This is a genomic window from Elioraea thermophila (ex Habib et al. 2022) (assembly GCF_003336755.1).
Lineage (GTDB): Bacteria > Pseudomonadota > Alphaproteobacteria > Acetobacterales > Acetobacteraceae > Elioraea > Elioraea thermophila.
The window spans coordinates 475,739-497,519 of sequence record NZ_QMDI01000006.1; the positions used below are offsets into that span (position 1 = coordinate 475,739).

A 21,781-nucleotide genomic window follows, 5' to 3' on the forward strand; every position below is an offset into this window, starting at 1 on the left:
TCAGCGGATGCGCGGCAGTTCCTCGAAGGCATGGAAGGGCGGCGGCGAGGAGAGCGTCCACTCCAGCGTGGTCGCGCCCTCACCCCAGTAGTTGCCGGCCACCCGCTCCTTGGTCGCGAAGAACAGCTTCCAGCAGATGACCAGGAACAGGATGGTGGAGGCGAAGGTGATGTACGAGCCGATGGAGGAGACGAAGTTCCAGATCCAGAACGCATCCGGATAGTCCGGGTAGCGGCGCGGCATGCCCTGCAGCCCGAGGAAGTGCATCGGGAAGAAGGTCAGGTTGGCGCCGATGAAGGTGGTCCAGAAGTGGATCCTGGCCAGGCGATCGTCGTACTGCCGGCCCGACATCTTGCCGATCCAGTAATAGAAGCCGCAGAAGATCGCGAACACCGCGCCGAGCGACAGCACGTAGTGGAAGTGCGCCACGACGTAGTAGGTGTTGTGCAGCACGGTGTTGACGCCGGCGTTGGAGAGCACGATGCCGGTGACACCGCCCACCGTGAACAGGAAGATGAAGCCCAAGGCCCACAGCATGGGCACCTCGAAGCGGATCGAGCCGCCCCACATGGTGGCGATCCAGGAGAAGATCTTGATGCCCGTCGGCACGGCGATGATCATCGTCGCCGCCATGAAGTAGGCGCGGGTGTCGACGTCGATGCCCGACACGAACATGTGGTGCGCCCACACCACGAAGCCGACGACGCCGATCGCCACCATCGCGTAGGCCATGCCGAGATAGCCGAACACCGGCTTGCGGCTGAAGGTGGAGACGACGTGGCTGATGATGCCGAAGGCCGGCAGGATCATGATGTAGACTTCGGGGTGGCCGAAGAACCAGAACAGGTGCTGGAACAGCACCGGGTCACCGCCACCCGCGGGGTCGAAGAAGGCGGTGCCGAAGTTGCGGTCGGTGAGCAGCATGGTGATCGCGCCACCGAGCACCGGCACGGCGAGCAGCAGGAGGAAAGCGGTCACCAGCATCGACCACACGAACAGCGGCATCTTGTGCAGCGTCATGCCCGGCGCCCGCATGTTGAGGATGGTGGTGATGAAGTTGATCGCGCCGAGGATGGAGGACGCGCCGGCGAGGTGAAGGGCGAAGATCGCCATGTCCATCGCCGGGCCGGACTGGAAGGTGGAGTGCGAGAGCGGCGGATAGATCGTCCACCCCACCCCCGCACCCTGGCCGACGAAGGCGGAGCCGAGCAGGAGGAAGAACGACGGCACCAGGAGCCAGAACGAGATGTTGTTCAGGCGCGGGAAGGCCATGTCGGGCGCGCCGATCATGATCGGCACGAACCAGTTCCCGAAGCCGCCGATCAGCGCCGGCATCACCACGAAGAAGACCATGATCAGGCCGTGCGCGGTGATGATGACGTTCCACTGCTGGCCGTCGGCGAAGTACTGCATGCCGGGGTTCTGCAGCTCGAGCCGCATCAGCACCGACATCGCGCCCCCGATCAGCGCGGCGATGACCGAGAAGATCAGGTAGAGGGTGCCGATGTCCTTGTGGTTGGTGCTGAACAGCCAGCGCGCGACGAAGCCGGGCGCGTGGTCGTGGTGGGCGTCGGAGTGGGCGGTGGCCATCGGATCGGTTCTCGCTCTTCGGTCTGACGCGATCAGTGGTCGGTTCGCTGGCGGGGCTCAGTTGGCCGCCGCCGCAGCGTCGGCCGCACGGGCCGCGACCCGCGTGGGGGGGTCGCCGGCGGCGAAGCGGCGACGCGCCTCCTCGAGCCAAGCCGTGAACTCCGCCTCCGGCACGGCGCGCACCGCAATCGGCATGAAGGCGTGATTGACGCCGCAGATCTGGTTGCACTGCCCGTAGTAGACGCCCGGGCGATCGATGCGCACCCAGGTTTCCAGCACACGACCGGGAATGTTGTACTTCTGCACGCCGAGGGAGGGGATGAAGAAGGAGTGGATGACGTCCCGGCTCGTCGTGAGAATGCGAATGTTCTTCCCCACCGGCAGCACGAGCTCCTCGTCGACATCAAGAAGCCGCTTCTTGCCCTCCTCGACCGCCTGATCGGCCGGGATCATGTAGGATTCGAACTTCAGCCCGTCGGCATCGAGATACTCGTACTCCCAGGCCCACTGGAACCCGGTCACCTTCACCGTCAGGTCGGGCTCGTGCGTGCGGTCCATGTAGTAGAGCAGACGGAACGACGGGACCGCGATCACGACCAGGATCAGCACCGGGATCACCGTCCAGGCCACCTCGAGCAGGGTGTTGTGCGAGGTGGTGGACGGATTGGGGTTGCGCTCCGCCCGGAAGCGCCAGGCGGCGTAGGCCATCAGCGCGAGCACGAACAGGGTGATCGCGGTGATGATCACCAGCAAGAGGTCGTGCAGGTCGTGCACCCGCTCCTTCACCGAGGAGGCGGCGGCCTGCATGCCGAGCCCGCCCGGCACGGGGGCACCCACTTCGGTCGCAAGGGCGGCCCCAGCCATGGCGACCCCTCCCACCGCGGCGAGGGTGAGCCCCGCCGCCAGCCGCTTCATCACGCGCATTCTCCCCACCTCGCGTTTCGCCGCCAGAGCCCGCCGCACGGCGGCGAACTTGATCGACAACAGGATTCCTCGCGCGTTCGTGTGGCCCGGTCAAGCCTTCTCTTCGAAACCCTGAAGCCAACCGGAACAGTGGGGCTTTGCTGCCGACGGTCTACTCCGCCGTGCCCTCCGGCGCGCGGCGGCGGCGCGAAAACGGCACCCAGCCGCGCCAGGCGGTGGCGAAGCCCTCGGCCGGGGCGCGCTCGGCGGTCTTGATCAGGCTGAGCAGGATCGACCCGCCGATGATCGCGGCGGTGACGAGGAGGGCGAGCTCGACGGGCACCGCCTTGCCGCCCACCGCGTAGTTGGCGAGCATCTTCGCCCCCACCAGCATCAGCACGATCGACAGCCCGTACTTGAGATAGTGGAAGCGGTGCACGATGCCGGCAAGCGCGAAGTACATCGCGCGCAAGCCGAGGATCGCGAACACGTTCGCCGTGTAGACGATGAAGGGGTCGGTGGTGACGGCGAAGATCGCCGGGATCGAGTCGAGGGCAAAGACGAGGTCGGTGGTTTCGATCAGCACCAGCACGAGGGCGAGCGGGGTGAGGAACAGCCTGCCGTCGCGGCGGACGAAGAAGCGGTCGCCCTCGTACCCCTCGGTCACGCGGTAGCGCGCCTTCACCCAGAGGAGGATGCGGTTGTTCTCGAGGTCCGGCTCCTCGTCGACCGCCTTCAGCATCTTCCAGCCCGACCAGATCAGGAACAGGCCGAACCCGACCATGATCCACTGGAACTGCACGATCAGCGCGGTCCCCGCGAGGATCAGCGTGCCGCGCATGATCAGCGCGCCGAGAATGCCCCAGAACAGCACGCGGTGCTGGTAGGAGAGCGGCACCTGGAAATGGGTGAAGATGAGGACGAAGACGAAGATATTGTCGACCGAGAGCGACCACTCGATCAGATAGCCGGTGAGGAATTCGATGCCCTTCTGCCAGCGTTCCTCCGGGGTCTCGCCGTAGAAGGCGAACACGCCGGCGCAAAAGATCATGGCGAGCGTGAAGAAGGCGGCCGAACGCAAGAGCGCCTCGCGCACCGGGATCGCGCGGTCGCGCCTCGTCAGCACGCCGAGATCGAGCAACAGCAGGGCCAGGATGAAGGCGTTGAAGAGAAGCCAGAACCACCAGGGAGCCGACATCGAGCCGTTACCGCGCACCCGGCAAGCGGCAGGAGCGGCCGCACCCTGACTCGGGCCGGCGGGGTCCGACATCGCGGCGCCAAGGTCGCGGCCCCGGGTGGCTCGGCCGCGCCGGTCCCTCCGCCAGAGGGGCCCGGACCCGCCGCACTGATGGGGCAAGCGAAAGCGGGACGCAAGGGGTCCGGAACGATCCGGCCGCGGCGGGCGGTGCGACGGGCGATCCCGCCTCGGCCTTGCCGGCGGGGCACCGCCTTGCCTATAGCGGGCCGGTTCACGGGGCCTTGAAGGAGAGCGCGGTGGCCCTCACCGCTGCCGACCACCGTCTTGCCGCGCCGGGATTCGCGCCGGAGGACGCCGACCCGCACGACGAGCGGGGGCTGAGCGCGGCGCTGCGCGCCACCCTGCGCCGGACCCGGCGCCCGGTCGTCGGCACCGGGGAGGCCTTCGCCGCGGCCTTTGCCGAGGTCGCGACCGTGCTCTGGACGCGCTTCCTCAGGTTCGACTCCGCTGATCCGGCTTGGCCGGATCGCGACCGGATCGTGGTCGCCGCCGAGGACGACGGCGGCTTGCTCGCCGCCCTGCACAGCCTGACCGGACAGGCTGGCGGCTGGGACGCGGCCGGGCAGGGGGAGACGGTCGCCGGCGCCGGCGGCCAAGGTCTCGGTGTCGCGGTCGGGCTCGCGCTCGCTGAGCGTCTGCTCGCGGCGCGCTTCGGGCGGTCCCTCGTCGATCACCGCACCTGGGTGCTCGCGGCGGCGGACGAGCTCGCGCGCGGCACGTGCCATGAGGCCGCCGCGGTGGCCGGCGCCTTGCGGCTCGGCAAGCTCACGGTCGTCGCCGAGGCCGGCGCGGCCGACGACGCGGCCGACGACGCGCTCAAGCGGTTCGCACTGCTGGGTTGGGCGACCAAGCGCGTGGACGGTGCCGATTCGCATCAGGTCGTGGCTGCCCTCGCCTACGCCTTGCGCTCGGCCCGGCCGACCCTGATCCTGTGCCGGGCCGAGAGGCCGTTCGCGGAAACCGAGAGCGGGGGCGAGGCGGCTCTGGCCGTCCCTTCGCAGCTCGCTCGGGCTTGGGCGGAGGCGGGCCGCCGCGGCGCGCGCGAACGCCTCGCCTGGCGCCGCCGCCACCAGAGGAGCCCCCATCGCGACGAGTTCGACCGCGCGCTGGCGGGGCGACTGCCGGAGACGTGGCGGAGCGCCCTCGACGCCTGGAAGGTGCAGATGGCCTCGGCGCGGTGTCCGCTCTCCACCCGCGAAGCAAGCCGGCGGGCGCTGGAGGCCCTCGCCGGGGCGATTCCGGACCTGAGCGGTGCTGCGGCCGGGCAGGCGGCGCCGCCGGCATCGGCGGCGACACCTGCTGGCCCGGCATCTCCCGCCGGCGGGCTTGGCCGACACCTCGCGTGGGGTGCGCGCGAGGCCGGCATGGCGGCGGCGACGGCGGGTCTTGCCCTGCACGGCGGCCTCGTTCCGTATGCGGAGTGCGCGCTCGCCGCCGGCGATGCGATCCGCCCGGCACTTCGTCTCGCCGCCGCGTTGCGGCGGCGGGCCATCCACCTGCTGCACGAACGCACGGACGGCGGGACGGCGGGCGGGGAGGCGCTCTCGATCGGCGAACTCGCCGCCTTGCGCGCCGTGCCGAACCTGTTCGTGTTCCGCCCGGCGGATGCGGTGGAGGTGGCCGAGGCCTGGGCGCTCGCCGCCGCCCGCGAGGACGGGCCGTCGGTGCTCGTGCTGGGCGAAACGCCCGTGCCGCCGCTGCGCGGCAACCACACGGCGGAAAACCTCTCCGCCCGCGGCGGCTACGTGCTGGCGGAAGCCGACGGCCCGCGTCAGGCGACGCTGATCGCGACCGGCGCGGAGGTCGCGATCGCCCTCGCCGCGCGCGACATCCTGCAGGCGCAGGGTGTCGCCGTCGCGGTCGTTTCGCTCCCGTGTTTCGAACTGTTCGCGGCCCAGGACGAAACCCGGCGCGCCGTCGTGCTGGGTGGGGCGCTCCGTGTCGGCATCGAATCCGGCATCGCGCAGGGGTGGGACCGGTGGCTCGGCCTCTCGGGACTCTTTCTCGGGCCCGAAACGGTCGCCTCGGCGGCGGGCGAGGCCGGCGCGCCCGGGCAACACCTGAACCCGGAGGGGGTGGCGCAAGCCGTCCTCCGACGGTTATTCTGAAACCTCTCAACCTTCGAAGCAAGCAAAGGAAGGGCGGACGTCATGGCGGTGAAGATCGCGATCAACGGTTTCGGCCGAATCGGCCGGCTCGTTCTGCGCGCGATGGTGGAATCGGGGCGCGACGATCTCGAGTGCGTGCTGATCAACGACCTCGGCAGTGTGGAGGCCAATGCGCATCTGTTCCGTTACGACAGCGTGCATGGCCGCTTCCCCGGCCTGGTCGAGACCGGCGCCGACAGCATCACCATCCGCCACGGCAACCGCACCTGGGGCCCGATCAAGGTCACCGCGATCAAGGATCCCGCCCAACTGCCGCTGTCGGGTGTGGATGTCGCGATGGAATGCACGGGCCTGTTCACCTCGAAGGAAAAGGCCCAGCCGCTGCTTGCCGCCGGCGCGCGCAAGGTGCTGGTGAGTGCACCGGCCGATCAGGCGGACGCGACCATCGTCTACGGCGTGAACCACACCACGCTCACGAAGGAGATGACCATCGTCTCCAACGGGTCCTGCACCACGAACTGCCTCGCGCCGGTGGTGAAGGTTCTGCACGACGCGTTCGGCGTCGAGCGCGGCTACATGGTGACCATCCACGCCTACACGGGGGATCAGCGCACGGTGGACACACTGCACCGCGACCTCCATCGCGCCCGCGCCGCCGCCGTGTCCATGATCCCCACCACCACCGGAGCGGCGAAGGCGATCGGCCTCGTCATCCCGGAACTGAAGGGCAAGCTGGATGGTACTGCGATCCGCGTGCCGGTGCCGAACGTCTCGCTCGTCTCGCTCGATGCGATCGTGAAACGCCCCGTGACGAAGGAGGAGGTGAACGCGGCGATGAAGGCGGCGGCCGAAGGCCCGCTCAAGGGCATCCTCGGCTACAACGACGAGAAGCTCGTCAGCGTCGACTTCAACCACTGCCCTGCCTCCTCGACCTTCGATGCCACCCAGACCGCGGTGATCGAGGGCACGCTGGTGCGGGTGATGAGCTGGTACGACAACGAGTGGGGCTTCTCGAACCGCATGTGCGACACCGCCGCACTGATGGGGAGGCTCTGAGATGGCGGCCTTCCGCACGCTCGATGCGCTCGATCCGCGCGGCAAACGGGTGCTGCTGCGTGCCGACCTCAACGTGCCGATGCAGGACGGTCGGGTGAGCGACCTCACCCGGCTCGAGCGCCTTTCGCCCACCATCCGGGAGCTCGCCGAGAAGGGCGCGAAAGTGATCGTGCTGTCCCACTTCGACCGGCCGAAGGGCAAGCGCGTGCCCTCGATGTCGCTCCGCCCCGTGGCCGAGGCGCTGGGCGAGGTGCTCGGCCGCCCGGTCGCCTTCGCCGAGGACTGCATCGGCGAGCCGGCGGAACGCGCGGTCGCCGGCTTGCGCGAGGGCGACGTCGTCGTGCTCGAGAACACGCGCTTCCACGCCGGCGAGGAGGAGAACGATCCGGCCTTCGCCGATGCGATCGCGAAACTGGGCGACGTGTTCGTCAACGACGCCTTCTCGGCCGCGCATCGCGCGCACGCCTCGACCGAGGCGCTGGCGCATCGGCTGCCGGCCTATGCCGGGCGGCTGATGCAGGCCGAGCTCGAGGCGCTGGAGAAGGCGCTCGGGTCTCCGGCCCGTCCGGTCGCCGCCATCGTCGGCGGCGCCAAGGTCTCCACCAAGCTCGACCTTTTGGGCAACCTGGTCGGCAAGGTTGATGTGCTGATCATCGGCGGCGCGATGGCCAACACCTTCCTCGCCGCCCGCGGCCTTTCGGTCGGCAAGAGCCTGCAGGAGCCCGACCTGCACGCCACCGCGCGTGAGATCACGGCGAAGGCGGAACAATCCGGTTGCGCGATCGTGCTGCCCGTCGATGCGGTGGTGGCGCGCGAATTCAAGCCCAACCCGCCGACCGAGACGGTGATGGTCGATCGCGTGCCGGCGGACGCGATGATTCTGGATGTCGGTCCGCTCACTTGTGCCGCCATTCTCGATCGCCTCGCCTCGTGCAAGACGCTGATCTGGAACGGACCGCTCGGCGCCTTCGAAACCCCACCCTTCGATGCGGCGACGGTGCGCGTCGCCAAAGGGGTGGCGGGGCTGACCAGGGCCGGTTCGCTGCTGTCCGTCGCCGGCGGGGGCGACACGGTGGCCGCCCTGCGCCAGGCGGGGGTGACGGAGGAGCTGTCCTACGTCTCGGCGGCCGGTGGCGCCTTCCTGGAGTGGATGGAGGGCAAGACGCTGCCGGGGGTGGCCGCGCTCGCCGCCTGAGGGGGGCGCGGGGGGCAGAAGAGCGCGCTCAGGCCGGTGGTCGGGCCCGACTGCCGGCCGCTGCTCCGCGTACGATCGTACGAATTGCGCAACGACGCGCGTTAACGCATTGTTAACCTATGCGGGTTAGAACGTTGCGCATGGTCTCGCTCGCCTCCCTCGCCGCCGTCACGCAGTCGGCCTCCGCCGCGCTGCAGGCGCAGGCCAGCCGTCCCGCCGCTGCGGCCGCGGCCGCCAGCCCGGCGGGGGTGGAGCGGGCGAAGGTCCAGCTCCCCGCCAAGCCCGCTCAGCCCCTTGCCCCGCTGGAGGCTGCGCCGCCGGGGCCGCTGCCGCGCGGTTCGCTGCTGAACCTGACGGTCTGATCCCCCGCTCGCGTGGGGGCGGACGGAACGTCAAGACCCTGCAAGTGGCCGTAGTGTCTGATCCCCCGCTCGCGTGGGGGCGGAACGCCGTTGCCGCCTCGGCCAGCTCCCGCCTCGCCGGGTCGGAGGAGCCTCGGCAGCAGCACGTCATCGGTGAAGGGGACGTCCCCGGGAGCGCCCGCGGAGCAGGAGGGCACGGCGGCCGGCTGAGCGCCTGACCGCGCGGTCGGCGCCGCCGCACCGTCGCGCCGGCCTCGAACGCCGCCACGCCGCCACGCCGCGCGGCACATCGGAGCGAAGCCCCACACCACCGGCCCCAGGCCAGGACCACCCCCTCGCGCAGCTCTGACCGGGCGGGCACCGGCAAAACCCCTTGGCGAAACGATCGGCCCGGCCAATGGTGCGGGGCATGACCACCGGCCCACGCCTGCGCACCATCCCACCGGGCGATCATCGCGAACGCCTCACCTGCCCCGAGTGCGGCTTCATCGCCTACGAGAACCCGAAAGTGATCGTCGGCGCGGTCGCCACCGCCGCTGACGGCCGCATCCTGCTCTGCCGCCGCGCCATCGAACCGCGGCTCGGCTACTGGACCCTTCCCGCCGGCTTCCTGGAAATGGGCGAGACCGCGGAGGAGGGTGCTGCCCGCGAAGCGCTGGAGGAGGCGAATGCCCGCCTCGCCATCGAAGGGCTGATCGGCGTCTATTCCATCGCCCGCATCGGCCAGGTGCATCTCTACTACCGGGCAAGACTGCTCGACCCCGCCGGCATCCATCCGACCCCGGAGTCGAGCGAGGTCGCGCTCGTCGCCTGGGACGACATTCCCTGGCGGGACCTCGCCTTCCGCTCCGTCGCCTGGGCGCTGGAGGCGTGGCGGCAGGCAAGCCCGCTGCCGCTCAGCGCCGCCGTGCCCGAATGATCTTGCCGACGTGGCTCCTGGTCGCTTCCGCCGCTGGCCCCCTGCCGTTGCCGCCGCCCTGGCCGATGCCGCTGCCGCCGCTCGACCCCGCCCCCTTGGCCGACCTGTCCCTCGTCCCCGACCTCGGGTCGGAGGCGGATCGGCGCGCGTTGCAGCTCGCGCCCGGCGTCCGCCTCGCCCCCGGCGTGCCGGAGGAGCCGCGCCGCCCCGGCGCGTCCGACGGGCCGGCATCGCGGGATCCGAACGCCACCCTGCGCGACCTCCTGCTCGAGGCGACCCCCGGCATCACGCTGCAGTTCGAGTTCTGATTGCGGGCGTCAGCTCGCGCGATGCGAAGGATGCACGGTGCCGCCTGTGGCGACGCAGTGCCGCGACACCTCGGAGCTGAACGCCCTCGTGTCGTACGGCGCCAGGCCGCGCCCAGGCATGCCGTCTCCGCCCCCCCCTCGCGATCTTGCATGATCGCCATCCCTCCGCCCGCGTCCGTCGCCGCGGCGGAACGTTGTTCCCCGTCGAATCAAAACGCCGGCAGCACCGCGGACCTGCGGTCGATGAAGACCGCATCGAGCGACCTGTGTACGGTTTCGAAATAAGTCTGAACCCTGCGCAGGAAGGCGATGTGCCGCATCGAACCATTCGCCGGGTTCCAGGCACTGCTCACCCAGGGGCGATGATCCGGCTGCATCCCCCACGCCTCGGGGTTGATCATCAGATGCGCCTCCGCCTGCCCTTCCCGACCGAACAGGAAGGACCGGAGGTCGAAGATGACGGCCGGCAAGGCACGCTGTTCCCAAGCCTTGCGAATGCCCCCGCCGAACTCGCCGCTCAACCGAGTGACCGCCAGGCCTGGCAACGCGGTCACCTTGCCGCAGCTTCGCGCCGCGTCGTCCGCACGAAGGGAAAGCACGGCAAGGCTCCCCTCCTGGTCGCAATAGCCGCGTGGTGTCTCGCGAGGACCGACAATTCTGACCGTGCTGTTCCCGAGCGGGCGCGCATGCACGATGGTCTTCACCATCCCGATGCGATCGCCGCTGGCCTGCGCCAAGACGTGGATCTCGGTCACCGCGTAGACGTTGTCAGCCGGAAGCACGAGGCGGTTTCGCTTGTCGAAGACGATGCGCCGCCAGGGGCCAGGCGGGAGCGGCCACGCCGTACCGCCGACCGTCACCGAGCCGGAAACGGTGTCCTCCGCCGCGGCTTCCCTGACCCTCGCGGCGGAGAGAACGCCGGTGACCGCGCATCCTTGGACCAACCGCCGACGCGACACACCAATCTGATGCTGATCAAGGCAAGTGGACATTCCGCTTCCTCCCGCGGGCTGACGGCTTTGGCCGCGACAGCAAGGATAATGTTTTGGCGCCCTCCGGAACAACCACGGCGGGCTCGCCGGTGGCAACGCGTTGCACTCCGAAGACGGGACCGCTCCATGACGAAGGGCGGGGTGTGGTCGACACCCCGCCCCCCTGCAGCCGACGGGCTCGGGCCCGCCGTCGGCGGTCGCCCGCTCAGCCGTGCAGGTCGAAGCGATCGAGCTCCATCACCTTCACCCAGGCGGCGACGAAGTCGCGCACGAACTTCTCGCGGTTGTCGTCCTGGGCATAGAGCTCGGAGAGGGCGCGCAGCTGCGAGTTGGCACCGAAGATCAGATCGACCCTGGTCGCCGTCCACTTCTTCTCGCCGGTCTTGCGATCACGCCCCTCGAACAGCTCCCGCCCTTCGGTGAGCGGCACCCACTCGAGGCTCATGTCGCAGAGCGTGCGGAAGAAGTCGGTGGTCAGCACGCCCGGCCGGTCGGTGAACACGCCGTGCTTCGAGCCCCCATAGGTGGCGCCGAGCGCGCGCATCCCACCCACCAGCACCGTCATTTCCGGCGCAGTCAGCGTGAGCAGGTTGGCCTTGTCGAGCAGCAGATCCTCGACCGGCAGCACGGCGCTGCGCGCATAGTTGCGGAAGCCGTCGGCGAGCGGTTCGAGCACGCGGAACGAGTCGACATCGGTCTGATCCTCGCGCGCATCCGTCCGCCCCGGATGGAACGGCACCTCGATGGGGAAGCCGGCCTCGGCGGCCGCCTTCTCCACCGCCGCCGTGCCGGCGAGCACGATCAGGTCGGCGAGCGACACCTTCTTGCCGCCCGAAGCGGAAGCGTCGAAGTCGCGCTTGATGCCCTCGAGGGTGGCGAGCACCTTCGCGAGTTCGGCCGGCTCGTTCGACTCCCAGTCCTTCTGCGGCGCGAGCCGGATGCGCGCGCCGTTCGCCCCGCCGCGCTTGTCAGAGTTGCGGAACGAAGCGGCCGCCGACCACGCGGTGTAGACGAGCCGCGAGAGCGGGATGCCCGCGGCGAGAATCTTCGCCTTCAGCGCCTTGATGTCGTCGGCGTCGATCAGCGGATGATCCACCGGCGGCAGCGGGTCCTGCCAGATCAGGTCCTCGGCCGGCACGAGGGGCCCGAGGTAGCGCGACTTCGGCCCCATGTCGCGATGCGTGAGCTTGAACCACGCGCGCGCGAAGGCGTCGGCGAAGTCGTCCGGGTGCTTGTGGTAGTGGCGCGAAATGGGCTCGTAGATCGGGTCCATGCGCATCGCCATGTCGGCCGTCGTCATGATCGGCGGATGGCGCTTGGTGGGATCGTGCGCATCCGGAACGAGGGTGTGTGCGGCCGGATCCGTCGGCACCCACTGCCAGGCGCCGGCCGGCGACTTCACCGGCTTCCACTCGTAGCCGAACAGCATGTCGAAGTAGGAATTGTCCCACTTCGTGGGCGTGGGCGTCCACGCCCCCTCGATGCCGGAGGTGATGGTGTCCCCACCCTTGCCGGTGCCGAAGGTCGATTTCCAACCGAGCCCCATCTGCTCGATCGGCGCCCCTTCCGGTTCGCGCCCGACATGATGCGCGGGGCCCGCGCCGTGGCACTTGCCGAAGGTGTGTCCACCCGCGGTCAGCGCCACCGTCTCCCAGTCGTTCATCGCCATCCGCGCGAAGGTCTCGCGCACGTCGCGACCGGCGGCGACCGGGTCGGGCACGCCGTTCGGGCCCTCGGGGTTGACGTAGATGAGGCCCATCTGCACGGCGGCGAGCGGGTTGGCGAGCTCGCGATCGCCCGAGTAGCGGGCATCGCCCAGCCACATCTCCTCGGTACCCCAGAAGATCTCGTCCTCCGGCTCCCAGATGTCGACGCGGCCGCCGCCGAAGCCGAACGGCTTCAGCCCCATGTGCTCGAGCGCGCAGTTGCCGGCGAAGATGAAGAGGTCGGCCCAGGAGATCTTGTTGCCGTACTTCTGCTTGACGGGCCAGAGCAGGCGGCGGGCCTTGTCGAGGTTGGCGTTGTCCGGCCAGGAGTTTTCGGGGGCGAAACGCTGCGCGCCCGTCGACGCCCCGCCGCGACCGTCACCGGTGCGGTACGTTCCGGCAGCGTGCCAGGCCATGCGGATGAACAGCGGGCCGTAGTGGCCCCAGTCGGCCGGCCACCAGTCCTGCGAGGTGGTCATCACCTCGTAGATGTCGCGCTTCAGCGCCTCGAGGTCGAGCTCGAGGAAGGCCTTGCGGTAGTCGAACTCCCGCCCGTACGGGTTCACCTTCTCCGACTGCAGGGCAAGGATGCGCAGGTTGAGCGCCTCCGGCCACCAGTCCCGATTCGAGCGCATGGACGGCCGGGTGCGGCTGCCGTGCGTGTGCATCACGGGGCACTTGCCCATCGTCTGCGGCGCGATCGTTCCTTCCATCGGCTTCCCTCCGTACGTGGCGATGCCGGAGCGGCGGCGTCATGCCGCCCCTTCCGCTCCGTCCAGTACCGTCACCCTAGCCGGGCCGGCGCGATGAATGGAAGCCATTGCACGCTAATGTCATCATAGATTCGATCTATCAGGGACCGCTCGACGCATGAACCTGCGCGACCTGCGCTACCTGCTCGCCGTGGTGGAGCACGGGCATTTCGGCCGCGCCGCCGAGGCCTCTGGGGTGAGCCAGCCGACGCTGTCGGTGCAGCTGCGCAAGCTGGAGGCGGAACTCGGGGTGGTGTTGCTCGAGCGCGGCGCGCGCGGTGTCGCTCCCACGGCGGCGTGCCGCCGGCTGTTACCCCATGTGCGCGCGGCGGTGGCGGAGGCGGATGCGATCCAGGCGCAAGCGCGCAGCCTGCGCGACCCGCTGTCCGGCCCGTTCCGTTTGGGGATCATTCCGACCCTTGCCCCCTATCTCCTGCCGCGCGTGCTCGCCGGCCTGCGGGCGCGGCTGCCGGGCCTCGAGATCGAGCCCTGGGAGGACCTGACCGACTCCTTGCTCGAGCGGCTGCGTGAGCACGATCTCGATGCCTGCCTGATCGCGACCGAGCCGGACCAGCCGGACCTGCTGTCACGACCGCTCTTCGACGAGCCCTTCCTCGCCGCCCTGCCGCCGGCGCATCCGCTCGCCGCCCGGGACACGATCGCCGAGGAGGAGCTCGCCCGCGACATCCTGGTGCTGGCGGAAGGCCACTGCCTGCGCGACCAGGCGCTCGCCGTCTGCCGCGCGGCCACGGCGCAGCCGATGCGGGCAACGAGCCTCGCCACCCTGATGCACCTGGTCGCCGCCGGCTACGGCACCACGCTCATTCCGGCGTTGGCGGCGGAGTCGGCGCGCGACATGGGGCTGGTGGTGCGGCCGCTTGCTCCCCCTGCGTCGCGCACGCTGCGTCTCGTTTGGCGCGCCCGCAGCCCGCGTCGGCCGGCGGTCGACGCCCTGGCGGAGGCGATCGTCGCGCTCGTCGCGCGTCCATCGGCAAGGCCCGGCTGAAGCGCCCCGCCCGCAAGAGCGGCAGGCAGGCCTGAGCCGCCTTCGGGTCGCGCTCCGGGCACCGCCCGGACGTGTCGGAAAACTTTACACCCGGGCGCCACCGTTCCTGGCTCGGAAGAAAAATCGGAGATTGATCAAGAATTTGGACGGGTTGGCGCCGCGCTTGCTTGACCGCGCGCGGGGGAGTCCTCCCCCGACCCAGACCACACAGCACACGGGAGTTGTTCATGCTGCGCCGACTTCTGGTCGCTGCCACCGTCCTCTCGGGCGTGGGCCTCGCCGCCCCGGCGACCGCCTCCACCATCGTGCTCTCGAACACGGTCGCCCCCGGCGATGCGTTCAGCCACCCCCTTGGCTTCCCGGCGCTGCCGGCCTTCGACTCGCTCAGCCAAACCGGGCAGGCGATCGGCACAACGGGCTGGTACTACAATAACGTCCGTGGCGGGTCCGCGAACACCGTGGTCGGCATCCGCACAGACCTGCCCCGCAGCGGCAACGGCTCGGTCTTCTTCCAAACGAACAACAGCCGGAGCAAGGCAGACGTCGAATACCTGCCGAACGCGACAGCGAACCTTGTCGGCAATTGGACCTCGGGTGGCTCGCTCGGCGCGTTCCAGGCGCTGAGCACCTTCGGTTACGAATGGTATCGGGTCGGCACCAGCACGAACCCCGGCGTGCAGCATCCCGTGCTGCGCGTCCTGCTCGATCTTGACGGAGACCTCTCGACCACGACGGACCGCGGCGGCCTCGTCTTCGAACGCGCCTACAACAGCCTGCCCACCCCGACCGACCAGTGGGTGACCGACACCATCGGGGGCTCGACCAATCTCTGGTCGTTCGGCGCGCTCGGCTTCGCCACCGACCTCGACGGCAACGGGTACGGCTACGACGAGACGCTGGACGAGTGGAAGACCTTCCTCGCTGGCCGCCATCCGAATGCGATCATCGTCGGCTTCTCGGCCGGCGTCGGGTCGGGCTGGAACGGCGTATTCGAGGGTGCCGTCGACAACATCACGTGGACCATCGCGGGCCAGACCTCGGCGTTCAACTTCGAGGTCCGGCCGGGTGAGACCCCGGTGCCCGAGCCCGCCGCGCTCGCCCTGCTCGGCATGGGCCTCTTGGGCCTCGGGCTCGCCCGCCGGCGCGCCTGAGCGACCCCTCCGCCGATACGCGAAGGGCGGGCGCCCTCACGGGCCCCGCCCTTTCCGCATCCTCACCCGCAGGCTAGATCAGCCCCGCGATGGCGAACCGGCTGGTGCGGTCGAGAAGACTCGAACTTCCACGGGGTTTCCCCCACAAGCACCTCAAGCTTGCGCGTCTACCAGTTCCGCCACGACCGCGGACCCAGCCGAGGCGCGCGATATAGCCCATGCCCCCCGGCCTCGCAACGGAGCACGCCGCGGCCCTGTCCCTCATCGCCGACGACCCGGAGTGGCGCATTGACGACGCCCCCGTGCCCTACGAGGCGGCGCTCTCGACGATGGAAGCCCGCGTCGCCGCCATCCGTGCGGGCGAGGCGCGGGAACTCGTCTGGCTTCTTGAACACCCGCCCCTGTACACCGCCGGCACCTCGGCCCGGGCCGACGACCTGTTCAACCCGCGCGGGTTGCCTACGTTCCGCACCGGCCGCGGCGGGCAGTGGACCTGGCACGGCCCCGGACAGCGCGTCGGCTACGTGCTGCTCGACCTTCGCGCGCGCGGGCTCGACGTGCGCTGCTACGTGCGCGCCTTGGAGGGGTGGCTGATTGCCGCGCTCGATCGCCTCGGCGTGCGGGCGGAGCGGCGCGAGGGCCGGGTCGGGCTCTGGGTGCCGGACCGGCGGGCGGGGCGCGAGGCGAAGATCGCCGCCATCGGCGTGCGGGTCACGCGCTGGGTCACCTGGCACGGCTTCGCCCTCAACGTGGATCCCGACCTCTCCTTCTACGACGGCATCGTGCCCTGCGGGCTCAGGGAGTACGGCGTGACCTCGCTCGCCGCGCTCGGCATCACGGCGAGCCTCGCCGAGGTCGACTCCGCCCTCATCGCCACCTTCACCGAGGCCTTCGCGCGCAGCCCCGCCTGCCCCGGTTGACGCCCCTCGCCCCGATTGCTGCAGTGCCGCGCAATCACGCGACGGAGACACCATGGCCACCCACCGCCTGCCCGCCACCCCCGAAACCGTGCATTGGGGCTACTTCGACGCCGCCCTCCCCCCGCGCCTGACCATCCGCTCGGGCGACACGGTCGAGGTCGAGTGCGTCTCCGGCCACCGCTCCGTCCTGCCGCCGCCCGGTTCGGGCTTCGCCATCCCCCCCGCCCTCGAGGCCATCAACGACCGCGTGGTGCCGGAACTCGGCGCGCACATCCTCACGGGGCCCATCGCGATCGACGGGGCGGAGCCGGGCGACATGCTCGAGGTGCGGATCGAGGAGATCACCCTCGGCGCCGATTGGGGCTTCTGCATGGTCCGCCCCCTCGCCGGCACCCTGCCGGAGGACTTCCCCACCTTCCGCGTCCTGCACATCCCGGCCGATCGCGCGCGCATGACCTGCCGCATGCCGTGGGGGACGGAGATCCCGCTTGCGCCCTTCTTCGGTGTGATGGGCGTGGCGCCGCCCCCCGTGTACGGCCGAATCCCCTCCAACCCGCCGCGCGAGCACGCCGGCAACCTCGACCTGAAGGAACTGGTCGCCGGCACCACGCTCTACCTGCCCGTCCACGTGGCGGGGGCGAAGTTCTCCGTCGGCGACGGGCACGGCGTGCAGGGCGACGGCGAGGTCTGCATCAACGCCCTCGAGATGTGCCTCAATGGCCGCCTGACCTTCATCCTGCACAAGAAGACCGGCACCACCCCCCTGCTCACCTTCCCCCGCGCCGAGACACCCAGCCACTGGATCTCGATCGGGCTCAACGAGGACCTCGACCTCGCGATGAAACAGGCGCTGCGCGAGATGATCGCCTTCATCTGCGCGCGCACCAACCTCTCGCCCCTCGACGCCTATCAGTTCTGCTCGCTCGCGGCCGATTTCCGCGTCACGCAGACGGTGAACGGGGTGAAGGGGGTGCACGGCATGCTGCGCAAGGACCTGCTCTGAGCGCGATGGTGCGCCGGTAAGCCGGGCGGCCGGTTGTCCACAACTTTTTCGCGCACCCGCTCCACAAACTGTTGTGGGCCATGTCCCGTTTTTGCTACCGTATCTGGTAGAGGAAGGACCGAGAGCGGGGAGCGCGTCTCGCATGGAGTGGACAGAGGAGCAGATCGAGACCCTACGCCGGCTGTGGGCGGAGGGGCTTTCCACCGCCGAGATCGGGCGTCGGATGGGGATCTCGAAGAACGCGGTGGTCGGCAAGGCGCACCGACTGCATTTGCCGGCGCGGCCCTCCCCGATCCGCCGCGGCGGCGAGGGCGCCAAGCCGGCCGCGCCACGCCCCCCCCGCCGCACCTTACGCCCGGCCATGCCGCGGCCTTCGCCGCTGTTTCCTGCAGCCGAACCGCGCCCCGCTCCGGCGCCAGTCCCCGCCGAGCCGCGCCGCGCCCCGGCGCCGGTGGTGCCGATGCCGCGCGTCGAGCCTCTGCGCACCGGCAACGCCACCTGCTGCTGGCCGATCGGCGACCCCGGCACGCCGGGGTTTCGCTTCTGCGGTGCCCCGGCGCTGATCGGCAAGCCCTACTGCGCCGAACACGCCGCCATCGCCTACGTGCGGGTGAAGGACCGGCGCGAGGACGCGGCCTGACAGTTCGGCTCGGTGCGGTCAGGACGCCTCGTCCCCGCGCGGCACCGGCGTGACGCCGCCGGACCGGCCCGCCGCCGGCGTGGCCTTCCATTCGGCGGCGCTGATCTCCTTCGTCGCCATGGACAGCGCGATCAAGGCCGCCGTCCAGGCGCTACCGGTGGCGGTCGTGCTCTGGGCACGGTTCGCCTTCCATCTCGCGCTCGTCACCGCCATCCTGGCCGCGCGCGGGCGCAGCTTGCCGCCGCGCACCCGCGCGCCGGGGCTGCAGGCCGTCCGCTCGCTCTGCCTCGGTGCGGCCAACCTCACCTTCTCCGCCGCGCTGATCCACGTGCCGCTGGCCGAAGCCACCGCCATCGGCTTCGTCTCCCCGCTTCTCACCACCCTCCTGGCCGCACGAGTCCTCGGCGAGCGGGTCGGCTGGCGACGCTGGACGGGGCTCGCCCTCGGCTTCGCGGGGGTCCTCGTCATCCTCCGCCCCGGCCTCGGGGTCACCCATCCCGCCGCGCTGCTGGTGCTCGCCACCGCCGCACTGTTCGCCGTCTACCAGGTGCTGACGCGACGCCTCGCCGGCGTGGACGACTCCGAGACCACCATCTTCCACACCGCGGTCGCTGCCCTCGCCCTCTCCTCGCTTGCGCTTCCCTTCGCCTGGACGCCGCCGAGCCTCGGCCAATGGGCGATGCTTGCGCTGATCGGCGCCATCGGCGGTGGGGGGCACTTCCTGCTGATCGAGGCCTTCGCCCGGGCGCCTGCCTCGCTGCTCGCCCCGCTCGCCTACACGCAGATGGTCTGGGCCACCCTTGCGGGCTGGTTGCTGTTCGGCGAGTGGCCCGACCTCGCCGCCATCCTCGGCGGCCTCATCGTCGCCGCCGGTGGACTCTTCGTGATCCTCGGCGAAGCCCGCGCGAAGGCGATGGACAGGGACGGCCGCCGCCCGTAACAGCCCTGTCACATGGCCACGCTGTCGGATCGCTCAGCTTCCACCCACGCCGCCCCCCGTCGCCCGCTGGATGCCGAAGCGGTGCGCGCGGCCTATGCCCGCTGGGCCAAGGTCTACGACGCCGCCTTCGGCCTCGTCTCCGCCCCCGCCCGGCGCCGCGCCGTCGCTGCCGTCAACGCCCTTCCCGACGGCCGCGTGCTCGAGGTCGGGGTCGGCACCGGGCTGTCGCTTCCCCTCTACCGCCGGGGCTTGCGCATCACGGGCATCGACCTCAGCCCCCAGATGCTGGCGCGGGCCCGCGCCAAGGTCGGCCGCGATCGTCTCGATCACGTCGAGGCCCTCGTCGAGATGGACGCCGAGGCGATGGGCTTCCCCGACGGCGCCTTCGATGCGGCGGTAGCGATGTTCGTCGCCTCCGTGGTGCCGAACCCGCGCCGGATGCTGGCCGAGATGCGCCGCGTGGTGCGCCCGGGCGGCACGCTCCTGTTCGTCAATCACTTCGCCGCCGAGGGCGGGCTCAGGCTCGCGATCGAGCGGGCGGCGGCGCCGTTCTCGCGTGCCCTCGGCTGGCACCCTGATTTCGCCTTCGACGCCCTGCTCACCCCGGCGGAGCGTCGCGCGGCCGAGATCACCCCCTGCCCGCCGGGCGGGCTGTTCAGCCTGGTTCGTCTCCGCAACGACTGAAGCGGAAGCGTTCGGGCCTCAGGCCGAGGCGGCGGCGCGCGCCGCGCGCGGCACGTCGGCGGCGATCTCCTCCGGGCTGCGGCGCACCGGGGGCAGGATGAAACCCCAGGCAGGGAATTCGGTCGTGCCGAGCTGCCCGGTCTCCGGGTGCCACACCCGCACCAGGGTCCAGTCGTTGCGGGCCGAGACGTCGACGATCGGCTGGTTCTGGTGCACCCGCCCGCGCGCGGCCCCGGAGCCCCAGTTGGCGTGGCTGGCCAGGATCTCGCGCGGGCTCCGTTCCCGCACCACCACCGCGAGGTGCCCCTCGGGCAGCCGGCGGGTGCCCCGGAACACCAGCACCGCGCCGGGTAAGGGGCGGGAGGAGCGCGCGTAGCGCCCTTCCGCCGCCCGCCACCAGGTGTGGGCGTCGCCCGCGAGCCGGATTTCCGAGAGCTCGCGCGCGAAGGGCACGCAGGAGAGGGGGGCGGGTGGGGCGAAGGTCGCCGTCTCGTGCACGCGCGGGCCCCGCGCGCAGGCGGCGGCGAACAGGGGCAGGATCAGCGCGGCGCGTCGGATCAGCACGGGCGGAACGGAATCAGACGCCCCGCCTCGGCGCAAGCCTCACGCCGCCGGCAGCCGCACCACGAAGCGCGCGCCGACGACGCGCCCCGCCGCGTCGCGCCGGTTCTCGGCCGCAATCGTCCCCCTGAGCGCCTCGACGATCTGGCGCGAGATGGAGAGCCCGAGCCCCGAATGCGTGCCGAAGCGCTCGCCCTTCGGCCGTTCCGAATAGAAGCGTTCGAAGATCCGCTCCAGTTTGGCCTCGGGGATCCCCGGCCCCTCGTCCTCCACCGCGATCTCGACCCAGCCGCCGTCATGGCGGCCGGTGAGCCGGATCGTGCCGCCAGGCGGGGAGAAGGAGACCGCGTTCGCGATCAGGTTGCGCAGCACCTGCACGAGCCTGCCCTCCACGCCGTTGACGATGAGCCCCTCGGCGGGTGCGTCCACCACCACGTGGGGGTCCTCGGGTCCGCGTGTGGTCTCGTGGATGTCGGCCAGCGTGGCCAGCATCGGCGCGAGATCGACCCGCTCGAGCCCGGTGCGCGAGAGTTCCGCATCCAGCCGCGAGGCCTCGGAGATGTCGCTGATCAGGCGATCGAGGCGGCGGACGTCGTCGGCGATGACGGACAGGAGGCGCTCGCGCCGGGCCGGGTCGTCGATGCGGCGGATCGTTTCGATCGCGCTGCGGATGGAGGTGAGCGGGTTCTTGATCTCGTGCGCGACGTCGGCGGCGAAGCGCTCGATCGCGTCCATGCGTGCCCAGAGCGCCCGCGCGCTCTCATCCAGCGCCATCGCGAGCCCGCCGATCTCGTCCCGCCGCGCCTTCAGCGCCGGCGGGACGGAACTGCGCCGCCCCCGCCCCTCGCGGATCCGCTCCGCCGCCCGGGCGAGGCGCACGAGCGGGCGGGCGATGGTGGTGGCGAGGTAGAAGGAGAGGGCGACGGTGAGCGCAAGCGCGAGCCCGAAGGTGGCGAGGATGGTCATGCGCACGTGAAAGAGCGCCTCGTCCACCGCGCGCGCCTCGCGCGTGACGAGCACGATGCCGATCGTCTCGCGGGCGCGGATCACGGGTTGCGTCACCGAAACGACCAGCCGGTCGTCGGCCGTTCGCCGCACCACCGGGGCGGCGCGCGCTTCCGCCGCGGCGGGCAGGAGCGGCGCGATCTCCGGGCTCCAGTCGCCCTCGTCCTCGATCGTCGGGTAGGTGGTGGCGCGCGGCAGCACGCGCATCACCCGTTCGTAGAGGGCGCCGATGGCGGAGGCGAAGGGGCCGCGCGGCGGCGGCGGTTCCGGCAGCGGCTCCGTCGTCACCACCCCGCCCGGGCCGAGGATGACGCGAGAATCGGCGATCAGCGTGCCATCGGGCGCATAGAGCCGCGCCTGAGTGAGCGGGGTGGGCTCGACCAGGCGGCGGAGCAGCGGCCGCGCGAGGTCGGGCGCGATGCGCGGGCTCTCGGGCCGCTCGAGCGAAACCGCCGACTCGCCGATCGCGGCGGCGAACACCTGGGCCTGCACGCGCAGGGCGGCGATCTCGGACTCGACCAGCCCGTCCTGGTAGGTGTCGAGATACAGGAGTGCGGCGACCAGCAGCGCGAGCGGCAGCGCATTGACGAGCAGGATCCGCCTCAGCAGCGGCGAGCGCAGCAGCCGGTACGCGCGACGTCGCAGCGGTGGAGCGGGAGCGGAGACCTCCGCCCGCATCTCCGCCGCCGCGGCCGTGCCGTCCGGCACCGCCGTCTCCCCGG

General features: G+C 70.7%; 20 protein-coding genes and 1 tRNA gene. 13 read left to right on the top strand and 8 right to left on the bottom strand.

Annotation, left to right across the window (positions count from 1 at the left end; genetic code table 11):
* The 3 genes from ctaD to DWB05_RS12160 all read right to left on the bottom strand — a co-directional run bounded on the left by ctaD (position 1) and on the right by DWB05_RS12160 (position 3,691).
* On the bottom strand, positions 1 to 1,590 hold the full coding sequence (gene ctaD / locus DWB05_RS12150; RefSeq protein ID WP_114377447.1) for a cytochrome c oxidase subunit I: 1,590 nt from the start codon (positions 1,588 to 1,590) through the stop codon (positions 1 to 3).
* Between the two features lie 57 nt (positions 1,591 to 1,647).
* A complete protein-coding gene (gene coxB, locus DWB05_RS12155) occupies positions 1,648 to 2,574 on the bottom strand; it encodes a cytochrome c oxidase subunit II (RefSeq protein WP_332871724.1) in 927 nt (308 codons plus the stop codon).
* Positions 2,575 to 2,665: 91 nt separating this feature from the next.
* On the bottom strand, positions 2,666 to 3,691 hold the full coding sequence (locus DWB05_RS12160) for a TerC family protein (protein ID WP_114377448.1): 1,026 nt from the start codon (positions 3,689 to 3,691) through the stop codon (positions 2,666 to 2,668).
* 296 nt (positions 3,692 to 3,987) lie between these two features.
* Here DWB05_RS12160 and DWB05_RS12165 point away from each other — a divergent pair, with 296 nt between their 5' ends.
* The 6 genes from DWB05_RS12165 to DWB05_RS12190 all read left to right on the top strand — a co-directional run bounded on the left by DWB05_RS12165 (position 3,988) and on the right by DWB05_RS12190 (position 9,699).
* Positions 3,988 to 5,859: a thiamine pyrophosphate-binding protein gene (locus tag DWB05_RS12165; RefSeq protein WP_198669158.1), complete on the top strand. Its 1,872-nt coding sequence runs from the start codon at positions 3,988 to 3,990 to the stop codon at positions 5,857 to 5,859.
* Between the two features lie 42 nt (positions 5,860 to 5,901).
* Positions 5,902 to 6,915 (top strand): type I glyceraldehyde-3-phosphate dehydrogenase, encoded by a 1,014-nt coding sequence (gene gap, locus DWB05_RS12170; protein WP_114377450.1) that lies wholly within the window; start codon positions 5,902 to 5,904, stop codon positions 6,913 to 6,915.
* 1 nt (position 6,916) lies between these two features.
* Positions 6,917 to 8,110 (top strand): phosphoglycerate kinase, encoded by a 1,194-nt coding sequence (locus tag DWB05_RS12175; protein ID WP_114377451.1) that lies wholly within the window; start codon positions 6,917 to 6,919, stop codon positions 8,108 to 8,110.
* 140 nt (positions 8,111 to 8,250) lie between these two features.
* The gene (locus DWB05_RS12180; RefSeq protein ID WP_114377452.1) at positions 8,251 to 8,472 is read left to right on the top strand and encodes a hypothetical protein; all 222 of its coding nucleotides are present in this window, start codon (positions 8,251 to 8,253) and stop codon (positions 8,470 to 8,472) included.
* A gap of 409 nt (positions 8,473 to 8,881) precedes the next feature.
* Entirely contained in the window at positions 8,882 to 9,391 is a 510-nt protein-coding gene (locus tag DWB05_RS12185; protein WP_232818527.1) for an NUDIX hydrolase, read from the top strand.
* A complete protein-coding gene (locus DWB05_RS12190) occupies positions 9,388 to 9,699 on the top strand; it encodes a hypothetical protein (RefSeq protein ID WP_114377454.1) in 312 nt (103 codons plus the stop codon). The genes DWB05_RS12185 and DWB05_RS12190 overlap by 4 nt, the downstream gene beginning before the upstream one ends.
* A 209-nt stretch (positions 9,700 to 9,908) precedes the next feature.
* On the opposite strand, the gene DWB05_RS12195 is transcribed toward DWB05_RS12190, so the two are convergent.
* Both DWB05_RS12195 and katG read right to left on the bottom strand, forming a co-directional pair.
* Positions 9,909 to 10,691 carry a hypothetical protein gene (locus DWB05_RS12195; protein ID WP_157967186.1) on the bottom strand — a complete coding sequence of 261 codons (783 nt, stop codon included), beginning with the start codon at positions 10,689 to 10,691 and terminating at the stop codon, positions 9,909 to 9,911.
* A gap of 205 nt (positions 10,692 to 10,896) precedes the next feature.
* On the bottom strand, positions 10,897 to 13,110 hold the full coding sequence (gene katG / locus DWB05_RS12200) for a catalase/peroxidase HPI (protein WP_114377456.1): 2,214 nt from the start codon (positions 13,108 to 13,110) through the stop codon (positions 10,897 to 10,899).
* 157 nt (positions 13,111 to 13,267) lie between these two features.
* Between katG and DWB05_RS12205 the strand changes: the two genes are divergently transcribed.
* Both DWB05_RS12205 and DWB05_RS15110 read left to right on the top strand, forming a co-directional pair.
* Positions 13,268 to 14,155 carry a LysR substrate-binding domain-containing protein gene (locus tag DWB05_RS12205; protein ID WP_114377457.1) on the top strand — a complete coding sequence of 296 codons (888 nt, stop codon included), beginning with the start codon at positions 13,268 to 13,270 and terminating at the stop codon, positions 14,153 to 14,155.
* A gap of 227 nt (positions 14,156 to 14,382) precedes the next feature.
* A complete protein-coding gene (locus DWB05_RS15110; RefSeq protein ID WP_232818528.1) occupies positions 14,383 to 15,306 on the top strand; it encodes a PEP-CTERM sorting domain-containing protein in 924 nt (307 codons plus the stop codon).
* Positions 15,307 to 15,408: 102 nt separating this feature from the next.
* Here the strand turns inward: DWB05_RS15110 and DWB05_RS12215 are convergent.
* Positions 15,409 to 15,495, bottom strand: a tRNA-Leu gene (locus DWB05_RS12215).
* A 29-nt stretch (positions 15,496 to 15,524) separates the two neighbouring features.
* On the opposite strand from DWB05_RS12215, the gene lipB reads away from it, so the two are divergent.
* From lipB to DWB05_RS12240, 5 genes are all read left to right on the top strand, one after another.
* Positions 15,525 to 16,226, top strand: coding sequence for a lipoyl(octanoyl) transferase LipB (gene lipB, locus DWB05_RS12220; RefSeq protein ID WP_114377458.1), 702 nt, complete (start codon positions 15,525 to 15,527; stop codon positions 16,224 to 16,226).
* Between the two features lie 52 nt (positions 16,227 to 16,278).
* Positions 16,279 to 17,229 (top strand): acetamidase/formamidase family protein, encoded by a 951-nt coding sequence (locus tag DWB05_RS12225; RefSeq protein ID WP_114377459.1) that lies wholly within the window; start codon positions 16,279 to 16,281, stop codon positions 17,227 to 17,229.
* A 142-nt stretch (positions 17,230 to 17,371) separates the two neighbouring features.
* Positions 17,372 to 17,869: a GcrA family cell cycle regulator gene (locus tag DWB05_RS12230; RefSeq protein WP_114377460.1), complete on the top strand. Its 498-nt coding sequence runs from the start codon at positions 17,372 to 17,374 to the stop codon at positions 17,867 to 17,869.
* Between the two features lie 49 nt (positions 17,870 to 17,918).
* Positions 17,919 to 18,809: a DMT family transporter gene (locus DWB05_RS12235; RefSeq protein ID WP_232818529.1), complete on the top strand. Its 891-nt coding sequence runs from the start codon at positions 17,919 to 17,921 to the stop codon at positions 18,807 to 18,809.
* A gap of 12 nt (positions 18,810 to 18,821) precedes the next feature.
* On the top strand, positions 18,822 to 19,493 hold the full coding sequence (locus DWB05_RS12240) for a class I SAM-dependent methyltransferase (protein WP_114377461.1): 672 nt from the start codon (positions 18,822 to 18,824) through the stop codon (positions 19,491 to 19,493).
* A gap of 18 nt (positions 19,494 to 19,511) precedes the next feature.
* On the opposite strand, the gene DWB05_RS12245 is transcribed toward DWB05_RS12240, so the two are convergent.
* Positions 19,512 to 20,057, bottom strand: a complete 546-nt coding sequence (locus tag DWB05_RS12245; RefSeq protein WP_114377462.1) for a CHAP domain-containing protein — start codon at positions 20,055 to 20,057, stop codon at positions 19,512 to 19,514.
* A 39-nt stretch (positions 20,058 to 20,096) separates the two neighbouring features.
* Positions 20,097 to 21,767 carry a sensor histidine kinase gene (locus tag DWB05_RS12250; protein WP_332871725.1) on the bottom strand — a complete coding sequence of 557 codons (1,671 nt, stop codon included), beginning with the start codon at positions 21,765 to 21,767 and terminating at the stop codon, positions 20,097 to 20,099.
* Between the last annotated feature and the right edge of the window lie 14 nt (positions 21,768 to 21,781).

Excerpts from the sequence above, each read along its gene's own strand:
- ctaD (WP_114377447.1), bottom strand. The coding sequence starts at position 1,590 with ATGGCCACCGCCCACTCCGACGCCCACCACGACCACGCGCCCGGCTTC.
- DWB05_RS12160 (WP_114377448.1), bottom strand. The coding sequence starts at position 3,691 with ATGTCGGCTCCCTGGTGGTTCTGGCTTCTCTTCAACGCCTTCATCCTG.
- gap (WP_114377450.1), top strand. The coding sequence starts at position 5,902 with ATGGCGGTGAAGATCGCGATCAACGGTTTCGGCCGAATCGGCCGGCTC.
- DWB05_RS12175 (WP_114377451.1), top strand. The coding sequence starts at position 6,917 with ATGGCGGCCTTCCGCACGCTCGATGCGCTCGATCCGCGCGGCAAACGG.
- DWB05_RS12180 (WP_114377452.1), top strand. The coding sequence starts at position 8,251 with ATGGTCTCGCTCGCCTCCCTCGCCGCCGTCACGCAGTCGGCCTCCGCC.
- DWB05_RS12185 (WP_232818527.1), top strand. The coding sequence starts at position 8,882 with ATGACCACCGGCCCACGCCTGCGCACCATCCCACCGGGCGATCATCGC.
- DWB05_RS12190 (WP_114377454.1), top strand. The coding sequence starts at position 9,388 with ATGATCTTGCCGACGTGGCTCCTGGTCGCTTCCGCCGCTGGCCCCCTG.
- DWB05_RS12195 (WP_157967186.1), bottom strand. The coding sequence starts at position 10,691 with ATGTCCACTTGCCTTGATCAGCATCAGATTGGTGTGTCGCGTCGGCGG.
- katG (WP_114377456.1), bottom strand. The coding sequence starts at position 13,110 with ATGGAAGGAACGATCGCGCCGCAGACGATGGGCAAGTGCCCCGTGATG.
- DWB05_RS12205 (WP_114377457.1), top strand. The coding sequence starts at position 13,268 with ATGAACCTGCGCGACCTGCGCTACCTGCTCGCCGTGGTGGAGCACGGG.
- DWB05_RS15110 (WP_232818528.1), top strand. The coding sequence starts at position 14,383 with ATGCTGCGCCGACTTCTGGTCGCTGCCACCGTCCTCTCGGGCGTGGGC.
- lipB (WP_114377458.1), top strand. The coding sequence starts at position 15,525 with ATGCCCCCCGGCCTCGCAACGGAGCACGCCGCGGCCCTGTCCCTCATC.
- DWB05_RS12225 (WP_114377459.1), top strand. The coding sequence starts at position 16,279 with ATGGCCACCCACCGCCTGCCCGCCACCCCCGAAACCGTGCATTGGGGC.
- DWB05_RS12230 (WP_114377460.1), top strand. The coding sequence starts at position 17,372 with ATGGAGTGGACAGAGGAGCAGATCGAGACCCTACGCCGGCTGTGGGCG.
- DWB05_RS12240 (WP_114377461.1), top strand. The coding sequence starts at position 18,822 with ATGGCCACGCTGTCGGATCGCTCAGCTTCCACCCACGCCGCCCCCCGT.